Annotated in this window: 6 protein-coding genes; 5 read left to right on the plus strand and 1 reads right to left on the minus strand. The window is 46.1% G+C overall.

The genetic code is table 11. The features are described from left to right. Positions 1-40 precede the first annotated feature (40 nt). A complete protein-coding gene (locus tag HMPREF1536_RS09200; protein ID WP_147337522.1) occupies positions 41-3,589 on the minus strand; it encodes a hypothetical protein in 3,549 nt (1,182 codons plus the stop codon). Between the two features lie 1,564 nt (positions 3,590-5,153). Between HMPREF1536_RS09200 and rbr the strand changes: the two genes are divergently transcribed. The 5 genes from rbr (at position 5,154) to HMPREF1536_RS09225 (ending at position 12,660) form a co-directional block, all read left to right on the plus strand. Continuing rightward, positions 5,154-5,732 carry a rubrerythrin gene (gene rbr / locus HMPREF1536_RS09205; RefSeq protein WP_028729997.1) on the plus strand — a complete coding sequence of 193 codons (579 nt, stop codon included), beginning with the start codon at positions 5,154-5,156 and terminating at the stop codon, positions 5,730-5,732. 148 nt (positions 5,733-5,880) lie between these two features. Next, positions 5,881-6,774 (plus strand): ABC transporter ATP-binding protein, encoded by an 894-nt coding sequence (locus HMPREF1536_RS09210; protein WP_028729996.1) that lies wholly within the window; start codon positions 5,881-5,883, stop codon positions 6,772-6,774. Next, positions 6,767-10,075: a golvesin C-terminal-like domain-containing protein gene (locus tag HMPREF1536_RS09215; RefSeq protein ID WP_028729995.1), complete on the plus strand. Its 3,309-nt coding sequence runs from the start codon at positions 6,767-6,769 to the stop codon at positions 10,073-10,075. The genes HMPREF1536_RS09210 and HMPREF1536_RS09215 overlap by 8 nt, the downstream gene beginning before the upstream one ends. A 20-nt stretch (positions 10,076-10,095) precedes the next feature. After that, positions 10,096-11,592 (plus strand): TolC family protein, encoded by a 1,497-nt coding sequence (locus HMPREF1536_RS09220; RefSeq protein WP_028729994.1) that lies wholly within the window; start codon positions 10,096-10,098, stop codon positions 11,590-11,592. Between the two features lie 6 nt (positions 11,593-11,598). After that, positions 11,599-12,660 carry an efflux RND transporter periplasmic adaptor subunit gene (locus HMPREF1536_RS09225; RefSeq protein WP_028729993.1) on the plus strand — a complete coding sequence of 354 codons (1,062 nt, stop codon included), beginning with the start codon at positions 11,599-11,601 and terminating at the stop codon, positions 12,658-12,660. Positions 12,661-12,663 lie beyond the last annotated feature (3 nt).

The following is a 12,663-nucleotide window of genomic DNA, read 5'->3' on the forward strand; positions in this document are numbered from 1 at the left end:
CAATTACGTCCCCCTCTTCATACACTAGTATTAATACCGTTTAGCGGATAATCACTTTTTGTGATACATTACCGATACGTACGATATAGAAACCGGCACGCAACTGCATATTGTAGTCGCCCGATACACCACGAAGTTGTTGCTGTAAAGCTCCGGTACCACTGATTACATATACATCCGATGTTTCCGGTACATGTATATATAAGGTAGAACCTACAGTCCAGGCACGAGCAGCATCTGCAACATTTTCTTCAATACCCGTTGCGGTATTCTTCACAATACCTGATACAATGATCTTGATATCTTTCTGAATATTCTTGATCGTATAGTTGCCGTCGGCGTCTGCTGTGATGGCTGTACCATCTACTGTTACAACCGGTTTAGACTGGTCATAATCCTTATCCAACGTGATCTTGAAGGAGAAGTTATCGCCTTCGTCTACGGTTGTCGTTTCGCCTTTGCTGAAAGTAGCACCGGCTACCTTATCAAGTGATACGGTGTAAGTAGGTGTCGACGGAGTTGACGGCTCATCCGGAGTACTTGTGTAAAACTGAACGGTAACAGCCGGGGTGTAAAGAGTGGTTGTTGCACTTTCACGGTCATTTGTACTCTTCACCTCGCAACGGTATTTTGTTGTGCCGTTTGTTGTCTTGGCTATTGTCAGGCTTTCTTCTGTTCCGTCTGCAGCTACCCATTGATCGGTATATTTCTGCCATTTGTAAGAAACGGTTCCGTTTTCTGATGTAGCAGCAACAGCCAATGTTGCACTGCTTCCGGTTGTAGACTTGCTTGTCGGGCGGGAAGTGATAGTCAGATCGGCAGCACCTGCTACAGTAACGATTGTAGCTGTCATATCGGTAAAGACACCGCTGTTGTCTACTGCACCTACAGCACCATCGTTTGTCAATCCGGCACGTGTTTCGAGAGTCATTGACTGAGCGGCTACGGCAGGAGTGGCTTCTGCATCCTGTAATGTCAGCGTTCCGGCATTGGTGATCTTGTCGATCGTGTTGCCTGACTGCAGAATAAGCGTAGTTGTTTTTGTTGCAGCTAAAACAACTTCAGGAATGGTTGCTTCTTTCAATACAACTTCGTCAACTGATCCTTGAAGATCGAGTTTTCCAATTGTAGCCTTATTGATAGTAAGCTGATCGGTTGTAACAGCAGCTACGATTTCAACGCTCTTTACGGTTGTAGGTGCTGAGCCGTCGCCAATCTTATCGACAGGTTTGTCTGCTGTAATTTGAACATCTTTCTGTGATTGATCACCTGTAACAGCCGGCATAAAGTTGGTAACATCTGTTTTACCTGTTATCGTTACAGTTTCGGCTGTTTCTAATTCTGCACCTTCTCCGTCTCTTACCACTTTCCAGGTAAATTTGTGTGTCTTACCGTCTTCGTTTGAATACGCTTGAGAGTTGTTGTCGCTGTTATCGTATGTCCACTCCAACTTCATAGGTGTTTTGCCACTTTCTGTTTGGATTTCGACGCCTTCCATAGCGGCCAGCAATTCTTTAGCGCCTGCTTCATCGGTAACTGCTTCCGGCAATTTGTAAGTGGCCGGGACAGTTACTTTTGTTATCTTTTCTTTTGCTACCGAGAAAGTAAGGGTAAATACTTTATTTGTATTTCCGTCTTCAGCTGTTACTTTCAGTTTGTATGTAGTTCCGGCTGCATCGATTGTAACAGGCAAAGAAACAGTTTCTGCTTTGAGAGATTGGAGACCAGGTGCAGCTTCGTCTACTTTTGCTATTGTAGCAAACTGATTGGAAGCAGTAGCCAACAAAGTGATAGCAGTAGTTCCGAACGGAAGTGCCGGGACGGTGATAGCAACCGTTGTTCCGTCTTGAGCTCCAATCGTAATATCCTTGGCATCAGCATCACCAATTTGGTATTGTAACGTTGCCAGTGTGGCATCGGTTGAAGTCGTATGGTTGGTTACGATGATTGTTCCGGCAACATCTACGCCTGGTGCAGGGTGGGCATCATCTCCGCTTTCATTTACGACCTTCCAATCGAATACATTGGTTTCTCCACTTCCCGGTTTAAACGGAGAACCAGCATTGCTTTCTGCTTTATATTCCCATTTAAGCTTAAACGTAGAACTACCGGTTGAAGTAATTGTGGGAGTTACATTTGCTTCCAGCAAGGTGATAACATCGTCTGATGTTGTTACTGCTTGTGTTAGTTCCTTATCTGTGATGCCGGTCACTTCTGTAATCGACTCTTTTGTAGAAACATTGAAAGTGATCGTTACAGTACGTGTTGCTCCGCTTTCAGAAGTAACAGTAAGTACAAGTGTGGCGGTTCCACTGATTAACGTTACTGTACCGCTGCTAAACGGTTGCCCATTAGCACCAGTTATTTTTGCATACTCCGAAGTTGTTGCTGTAACTGTTATATCTCCGTCTTCAGTTCCGTTCAGGAGAGAAACTGTGTAAGTCTTATCTCCGCCAGCAGCCTCATCAAGTGTTATGTCAGAAGTTTTACCAGCCAACTGATATTCTAGCTTAGTCAGTGCGTTTTCTGTGGCGGCATCAACGTTGTCGATATCGATATTTCCGGTTAATGAAGTTTCCTTTGTGTTTGCAAGTGTTTCCGGCAGGGTGATTTCCCATTTGAATTTATTGCTTTCACCCCCAGCAGTCTTATAAGGGCCGCTATTCGCAGTTTCGTCAAACGACCAGGTAACATCTTGTTTCTCGTTCTCTGCACCGGATTGGGTAGTGATAGCAGTCTTTATACTTCTGCCATTCAATTCATCCACTGCATCATTAGCATTATCCTTTCTCCCGGTTAAGGCTTCTGCTGTTGGTGGTGTTACTGCGGTCAACTCGTCTTTAACGAAGGTCAAGTTGACGGTGTAGGTCTTTGTTGTTTTCTTGTCCTGAGCAGTTACTATGATAGTAGCTTCGGCTGATTGGGTTCCGTCGGTTTCTGTTGTTATATCGGCAGCTTCTTTTTTAGTAATGCTAGCATTGGGATCATTGAGAGTTCCAACCAAAGTAACATTTGCTTCTTTTGTGAAAGCGATGTCAGTCAGGTTGTATTCTTCTGTGCCAGGAGCAAAACCTTCTACATTTTCAGCTTTGGTTGTTCCCAACTGATACTTTAGATCACTTAGCGTAGCATCCGAACTCAAAGCAGTAGCGGTGATAACGATATCGTCGGTAATCGCAGCTGCATTAATTGTTACTTGTCCGTTTCCAGGATTATACAGGTAGGTCTCGCCCTCGGCAGCATCTGTGGTGTAAGTTAGTGCTGTTGCACCCATCATCACCGTAGTAAAATCAGTCGGCAACGAATACCCAACAGAGGCTGTGAGAGTCGCTGTTTTTTCTCCCGTTTGATTTATTGTGATATGGCATGTTTCTTCATTGTCAGCCAACGTTATATTATGCGTAAACGCCAACGCCTTCCCCGAAGTCAGCAACGTAATCAGCAACAAGCTGGCTAAAAACATAAAGTGAGAGAATAGGCCTTTTGTAGCCTTGGTTCGTGTACTGCCGGACGGGGTCGAGAGTCCGGTTGTTGCCATCTTACTTCCCGCCGATGGCTGGTCGGTTAAGAGTAAATTTGCTCTTTTCATACTAATGTGAATTATACCCATCAATCCCCGAGTGGATGGTTATAAAAAATAAAAGAGGCGTGAGGACTGTTGATATATTTAACTGGAGGGATTCGACGCCCCGGAGGTTAATATACAACAGCTACCCTCACGCCCTTTTATTTGTATATCCACAATACATATGCACATAGCAATGCTTATGAATAGATATAACAAAAAAGGTACGTGAGCGTTTCACTGTGTATTATCCAACCTCCTAAAAGTGTCGAATTTTCCAGAAAGGATAATATCGTTAAACGCTTCTGTAATCAATAAAACGTACTGACCGATAACGCTATACCGGGGTACGGGAGCAAAAGTAGGGAGTCTCGTCGGATAAAACAAGCAAAAAGAAAAAAGTTTTTTAAGCATTGTGGGTTCATCAGCTATTTATATTCAATATCTAGCTGATATTCTGACGGATAGAAGATGAACCCACCTGCCTTTCCGCATTCATCGGGGCTTCATTTCGCCTTCATGGTTCATATTTTGGCAAATTTGAGTGTTTCAGTTCTTGCCAGTTTCGAATGTTTCAGTGTCGCCGCTTGTCCTGAAAGGACTAACTGTGAATAGCCCCCGGTGAAGCCGGGGGTTGGTAATGATATCCATCCGGTGATCCCCGAAGGGGGTCAACATGTTCGTGTTATTCGCCCCTTTCAGGGACGTACCATCCGGCGGATATCGGATCCCCCGGCTTCACCGGGGGCTATTCACAATTGAACCCTTCGGGTCCACACCGTCGCTATATGGTTCATATTCTGGCTTCAAGACTCAAAACTTTCTAAATCCGGTAGTTTTTCCAGTGAGTGCGGTAGCCATCATATTTGGGTGCGGCACCTATTTTAAACCGCTGCGGCAGCCACTATTATTGAGTGCCGCAGCCACCGGAAACAGGTAGGCAGTTTTTAAGGAAAAGACTTACGCTTTTTATCTGGAAAGCTTACGGCTCTACTCTATACCCTGCGCAGCTTTACAATATACGGTAGTGGGTGATACCCTATAGGCCGCAAGCCAGCACTATATAGGGAAGAAGTTGAGACAGTAGTACCAGACTGCCAGCACTACTGTCCCAAACGACCAACATAGTAGTGCTGCCACTTGCCAAACCGGCTAGAACCATCCATAAAGAAACGGATAAGCATCGATAAGCCAACGGATAGGCATCGGATGGCGAACGGGTAGGCACCCGTTTATGAAGCCACTATGAAACCATTATGAACCCGGAATACAAAGTGGCTTCATCTATTAGGCATTATTAATCAATGGATATAAGAGTATGAAGGGTATGAAGGCCATTTGAGGAAAACAATGATGCCGTTGTAAATATCGCCCGTGCAGGGAGCCGATGTATATGTAATCAGCGGTGGTACCGGCACTTTGCGGCAACAGTTGCAATGACCGGAAGGAGGCGGATAAATACCGTTTATCGCCCGATAGATATATTTTAAGTAAAAGAATGAATTAAATAATTAAACAATTTCATACTTTTGAGAGTTATTTGAATAGGGCGATTACACAAACTCATTTTATATTACATATTAGCATTATGGAAAAAAGTATTAAAGGTACACGTACAGAACAGAATCTGCTGAAATCATTTGCCGGAGAATCTCAGGCAAGAAGTCGTTACACATTCTTCGCAAGCGTAGCTAAAAAAGAAGGCTACGAACAAATTGCCGCTGTATTCATGGAAACAGCTGAACAGGAAAAAGAACATGCAAAGCGTTTCTTTAAATTCCTCGAAGGCGGTATGGTTGAAATCACTGCTTCTTATCCTGCCGGAGTGATCAGCTCTACAATGGAAAACCTGGCTGAAGCTGCTGCCGGTGAAAATGAAGAGTGGGCTGACCTGTATCCTGCATTTGCCGACATCGCTGAAGAAGAAGGTTTCAAGCAAATCGCTGTTGCTTTCAGAATGATTGCTAAGGTGGAAGCTGAACACGAAAGACGTTATCGTAAACTGCTGGCTAACCTGGAAGAAGGAAAAGTATTCGAAAAGGATGAAGCTATCTTGTGGCAGTGCCGTAACTGCGGTTTCGTATTCGAAGGAAAGAAAGCTCCGGCTAAATGTCCGGCTTGCGAACATCCTCAGGCATACTTCGAACCGATGAAGCAGAATTATTAAAAAATTTCCTTATCAGGATCTAATTCAGGGCGTTCCCATCCAATATATTTTGGTTGGGAACGTTTTTTATTTGTATTAATGCGAATAAAGTATATCTTTACCAGCATTTTATGACTTAATTCTAACTTTCTTGTGAACCTTTGACTGAATGAGTATATCGATAAAGAACCTCAATAAGGTATATCCGAATGGCAACCATGCCCTGAAAGATGTGAATCTGGAGATACCGACGGGAATGTTCGGGCTGCTGGGCCCGAATGGTGCCGGAAAATCTACATTGATGCGTATTCTGGTTGCTTTGATGGAACCGACTTCGGGACAGGTGGATATCTGTGGATACGATCTGCTCAGGCAGCGTAAAGAGATCAGAGGGATATTGGGTTATCTTCCGCAGGATTTCCGTTTCTTCGCTAAATATAAAACTTACGAGTTTCTGGATTATGCCGCCCGCCTGTCGGGTATGACCAACGGCAAACAAAGAAAGCAGGCTGTCGATGCCATGCTGGAAAATGTGGGCCTGTTCGATGTGCGCGAACGGTATGCCAATAAGTTGTCGGGCGGTATGAAGCGTCGTCTGGGCATTGCACAGGCACTGATCCATCATCCGAAGGTGATTATTGTCGACGAGCCGACCACCGGACTCGACCCGGAGGAACGTATCCGTTTCCGCAACCTGCTCTCGGAAGTGAGCGAGAATGATGTAACGATCATCCTTTCCACCCATATCGTGGGCGATATATCCAGTACCTGTAATTGTATGGCGCTGATGAACAAAGGGCAGGTGTCTTTCTACGGTTCCCCGCAGGATATGTTGAAGCAGGCGGAAGGCAAAGTATGGCGTATAAAAGTGACGAGCGATCAACTACATGAGGTAGATAAGAAATACCCTGTTATCTCAACCATTCCTTCCGGTTCCGGCTGGGAAGTGCAGGTGGTGGCCGACGAGATCAAGGGATATGAAGCGGAGTCGTATCCACCCAACCTGGAGCATGCTTATGTGTATTATATGGAGAATAAGTTAAACCTTTGGACGAATGATTAGCAATATACTATCGGTCGCTAAATATGAAAGTAAGATCTTGATCCGTAGCTGGTTCTTTAAGGTTTTTACTGTTCTGGCCATCCTTATACTCGGATTCTTCGATTTTGCCCTGCTGATCATGGAAGACTCCGGAGGATTCTGGCTGGTGAAGGCGATACCGGCCAATCTCCCTTATCTGAACCTGCTTTTGCTGAATACCGGGCAGGCAGTGATCTGTATATTTCTTTCTTCGGAGTTCCTGAAAAGGGATAAGAAACTCGATACTTCGGAGGTGTTTTATGTCCGTCCGCTAAGTAATGCCGAATATGTGATCGGGAAGATATGGGGAAACCTGCGTGTATTCCTGATCCTGAACCTGATCATTATGGCGATAGCCCTGCTGTTTAACGTTATGACGTCGGGGATGGCGGTCGACTGGCAGTCGTATATCTTCTATTTCCTGTTGATAAGTATTCCTACGCTGGTCTTTATTATCGGTTTGTCTATCTTCCTGATGTTGGTGTTGAAGAACCAGGCGCTGACCTTTATCATTCTGCTGGGGTATATCGGCCTGACGATCTTTTATATCAGCGACAAGTTCTATTACCTGTTTGACTATATGGCTTACAGTCTGCCGTTGGTGAAGTCCACCATTGTCGGTTTTACCAATTGGGAAACGGTATTGAATCACCGGGCGATCTATTTCTTTGCCGGGCTTGCCTTTATCTTCTTTACGATCTTTCTGTTCAGGCGGTTGCCTAATTCCTCGCGCAGCAATTACCCGTGGTTGTTCCTTTCCTTCTGTATGTTGTTGGTCAGCGGGGCTGCCGGATATAAACATGTGCATTCCATCTTGGAGGAAAGCGATATGCGTGCCTTATACACTGCCGTCAACAATAAATATGTACATACGCCTAAGATGATCATAGACCGGTATGATATCTCGGTAGAACAGCATCCGGAGACATTCTCTTCGGAAGTAACGATGAAAGGGACGGTATTGGAGCCTGCTTCCGTATTTACTTTCTGTCTGAATCCGGGTTTACAGGTGCAGGAGATAACAAGAGGAGGGAAGAAGCTCGGCTTTGAGCGGGATAACCAGATCCTGCTGGTTGATTTCGGTGAAAAGATCGTGCCGTCGGATACGGTTACTTTCTCTGTTAAATATGGCGGCAGGATAGACAGTAAGTTCTGCTATCTGGATATTCCGGCGGAGGTTTTGCAGAAAGAAAATAAAAACTTCCTGTTTAATATAGATAAACAGTATGTGTTTCAGACCAAAGACTACCTTTTGTTCACGCCCGAAACCTATTGGTATCCGCGTCCCGGCACGGCTTACAGCGATGTCAGTTCCGACTGGCAACAGACTTATTTCAGCCGGTTCGGCTTGCAGGTGAAACCGCTTCCGGGGCTGGTTCCCTTGTCACAGGGAGAAGGAGTGAAGGGGGAAGACGGCAGTTATTCTTTTGCTGCCGAATATCCGGCGCAGACGGTCTCACTGCTTATCGGTAAATATAAACAGCAAAGCCTGGAATCCGACAGTACCTTATATAGTATCTGGCATATCGAAGGGAATGATTATTATACGGCAACCTTCGATTCTATTCTCGACACGGTGCCGTCTTTCATCCATAATATAAGGGAGAACCTGGAACGTACTTACAAACTGTCTTATCCGTTCAAACGCTTTTCCGTGGTGGAAGTACCGGTGCAGTTCTCTACCTATCCTCGCGCCTGGTCGCAGGCACAGGAAGCGGTGCAGCCGGAAATGGTTCTTTTCCCTGAAAAAGGTTGCGTGTTCGGGCAGTTGGATGTAGAAAGAGCCTGGAAGAACCAGATCAAGTGGTCGAAAAGGGGAGGGCGTGAAATTACCGAGGAAGAAGCCAAGATACGGGCGCTTAATAACTTCCTCTGGATATTTACCCGACTGGAAGGGAACTACAACTTCTCGTCCAGCGGCCGGGGCAATTACAATATATCGTCGCAGGCAAATCCCTATTTCCTGTTTCCGCAGTTGTATAATTTCCGATACAATATATTCTCACCCGAATGGCCGATCGCTAATGCGGCTATCGAACTGTATCTGCAAAAGAAATCGGATAACTCCGGTTGGGAGCGCGATATAAACGGTATCAGTAACAATGAGAAAGCGAGCTTGCTGATGGAGAAGCAGACGTTTAAAGAGTTGCTTACGGATGTGGAGCACCGCGACTTGCTGAATAATATTATTAGCCTGAAAACGTACCGGCTGTTCGCCGTCCCGGAAATAAATATCGGGGTAGATGCTTTCAGGGATTCCCTTTATACATTATTGGAACGGAATACCTTCCGCAATATCCAGTTCGAGAGCCTGTTGGATACGTTGGGTCAGGTAGGCCATGCGGATATCCGTTCCGGATTTGCCGAATGGGAACGTCCTACACCGCTTCCTTATTATAGTCTCGAACGGTTTGAAGTAACGAAAGTGACAAACAGGGGGGAAGAGAACTTCGTACTGAAGATACAGATAAGCAATAATTCCGATTATGAAGGTATTGTCCATCTGGAAATACAAGGTGTGCAGCGAGGTGGCCCTGACCTTGATCCGCGTGCTAACCGTAAGATCGTATTGGAGCCGCATCAGACAAAACTGTTGGTGTCCGTTTGGGAGAATGCTCCGCGGTATGTGATAGTCAATACCTTGATATCCGGGAATTTGCCGAGTGTGATCGGTCAGCAGATAGGGAATATAAAAGAAGAAAGAAGGCGGGAGGTGGATACGGAAGGCGACTTTATTATCTCCGGCTCTTCCCGTGACAATAAAGACGAGATCATTGTCGATAATGAAGATACTACGCTGTTCGTCCTCTCCGAACCGGATGTAGTGGGATTGCTTCCCAAATGGCTGGATAAGGTGGAAGATACCTCATTCAAATATTCCGGTGTGTCCGACTGGCGTCCGCCGTTGCAATGGACGGCTACGACCAATAATAACTATTACGGAAAATATATCCGTTCCGCTTATGTGATAAAGAGCGGTAACGGAAGTCAGACGGCTACCTGGAAAGTTCCTATCCCGGCAGAAGGGCAATATGACGTTTATTATTACGTGAGTAAAAGTAATGAGATAAGATATAACAACCGTGCGGAGGGCGAATACCGTTTCAAGGTACGGCAGGGAGAAGAGTCGGAAGACGCTTATATCGATCTCCAGAGAGCGAATGAAGGGTGGGAGCAGTTCGGTGTATATTACTTTACTGCCGATACGGCTTATATCACCCTGACAAACGAGTGTAAACTGAGAAGTGTGGCGGCCGATGCCGTTAAACTGGTCAAACGATAATAATTAATATGATCTTGTATATGCAAAGAGAGTTACTATTGATGAAAAAGATGATCCTTACGATTGTTGTACTGCTGGGGGTTCCGCTGATAGCTCACGGGCAACTGTCTCTGACCATCGAGAAAGCATTGGACATAGCGGAAGAGAACAGTCCGACCCTGCGTCGTTCGCACATGAACCTGGATCGGTATCAGGAGAATCTGGTTGCCCAGCGGGCTTCTCTTAAATCCCGGTTTTCACTCGATCTGACTCCGGTGGATTATAATAAGAACCGCCGGTTCGATAACCGTCTGTCGCAGTGGTACACCAACGAAACGTTCAGTTCGAGCGGCACCTTCCGGGTAGATCAGCCTATCTTATGGACGGATGGTGTGGTATCTTTGATAAACACCTTCGGCTGGCAAGACAATAACTCGGATGTGGAAGGATCGACAAACAGCAATAAGGCATTCAACAACAACCTTTACCTGCAACTCTCGCAACCTATCTTCACATACAACAAGCGGAAGATGGAGCTGAAGCAGATCGAGTATGATTACGAGAATGCCAACATTAGCTATGCCTTACAACGTCTGAACACCGAAAAGGACATAACGAACCAGTTCTATAGCGTCTATATGGCGCAGAGCCAGTTGGCTATCACCCGCGAGGAACTGGTGAATGCCCAGCAAAGCTACGACATTATAAAGAATAAGGTGGAAGCCGACCTGTCAGCCAAAGACGAACTCTTTCAGGCGGAACTTAACCTGGCAACCGCCCGCTCGTCGGTAGAAGAACAGCAGGTTTCACTCGAAAACGCAAAGGATAAGCTCAAGCAGACATTGGGAATGAACCTCGATGAAGACCTGATGGTCTTTGCCGAGATAGATATCAAGCCGATCGATGTGGACTTGCAGCAGGCTATTTCGCATGGCCTGGAGTCGCGTCTGGAACTTCGCCAGCGGGAGATCGAGAGCGATGAACTGGGCTTTGAGATGATCAAGACAAAGGCATTGAACGAGTTCAAGGGCGATATTGCCGTTTCCTTCGGTCTGATCGGTGACAACCGCAACCTGAAGAATATCTATGATAACCCGACACAGAACCCGCGTGTTGCCATCAGTTTCTCCGTGCCTATCTTCGACTGGGGAGAAAAGAAAGCCCGCGTCCGTGCGCAGAAGGTAGCACAGAACATCAATAAACTGGACTTCCACGAAGACAAGGTAGATATCGAGTTGAATATCCGCCAGGTATGGCGTAGCCTGGAGAATCTCCGGACACAGATAAAGATTGCCGAGCAGAACGTGACGAATGCCCAGCTCACCTACGACCTGAACCTGACCCGTTACCGGGAAGGCGACCTGACCGGTATGGAGATGAGCCAGTTCCAGACACAGCTCTCGAACAAAAAGATATCGTATACCCAGGCACTCATCAACTACAAGATAGAGTTGCTTAATCTTAAAATACTCTCGTTGTACGACTTCGAGAGAAATATCCCTATTGTCCCGATGAAAGACTTAATATCAGCAAAATAATCAGCCATGAAACAGTATAATCATTCCCTCGTTGCTCTTTTATTACTAACCGTAATAACCACCGGTTGCAACAACCAGCCGCAGAATGCTCCCAGTGATATCGCCACACCGGTTTCTGTAACGGAACTGAAGAAAGGCTCTATCAGCAAGCTGATCAATACGACCGGCACGGCACAACCGACTTACGGCGTGGATCTCAATTCCGAAATGAGCGGCCTTTACAAACTTCAGACCAACCCGAAGACAGGCAAACCTTTCAAGCTGGGTGATCTCGTATCCAAAGGACAGCTGATCATTCGTCTCGAAGATAAGGAATACGAAAACGGCATCGCCATCGACGCCAAGGAACTCAGCCTGGAAATAGCCGAGCAGGAACAAAACAAGCAGAAAGCCTTGTACGAAAAGGGCGGCGTAACACTCAGCGAAATGCGTAACACGGAGGTGAAGGTAACCAATGCCCGCTATGATCTGGAGAACGCCAAGCTCAGCCTTGAAAAGATGAATGTAAAAGCTCCTTTCGACGGTGTGATCGTCAATCTTCCCCATTATACCACGGATGTAAGGGTGGAGCAGGGAAAGCCGATGGTCGGCGTCATGGATTATGCCCGGATGTATATGGATGTCAACCTGCCGGAGAGTGCCATCAGCTATGTGAAGGCCGATCAGCCGGTGTACATCACTCATTATACCCTGCCGGAAGATACCCTGAAGGCGGTGATCAGCGAACTGTCGCCGGCTATCAGCACGGAGACACGTACTTTCAAAGGGAAGGTATTGATCATGAACAATGACCTGAAGCTGCGTCCGGGAATGTTTGTCAAGGCGGATATTGTGGTAGACAGGGCCGACAGCGCCATTATCATCCCGAAAGATGTGGTACAGTCCAACCGCCGCCGCAAATATGTATTCATCGTGGATAAGAATACGGCGATCCTGCGGAATATCAAGACAGGGCTGGAAGACGAGAACAATATCGAAGTGCTGGAAGGATTGAATGAAAACGACAACCTCGTGACCAAAGGCTTCGAGACACTGAAGGAGAACAGCAAAGTGAAAGTACAAAAATAGTGA

The organism is Parabacteroides gordonii MS-1 = DSM 23371, assembly GCF_000969825.1.
GTDB lineage: Bacteria > Bacteroidota > Bacteroidia > Bacteroidales > Tannerellaceae > Parabacteroides > Parabacteroides gordonii.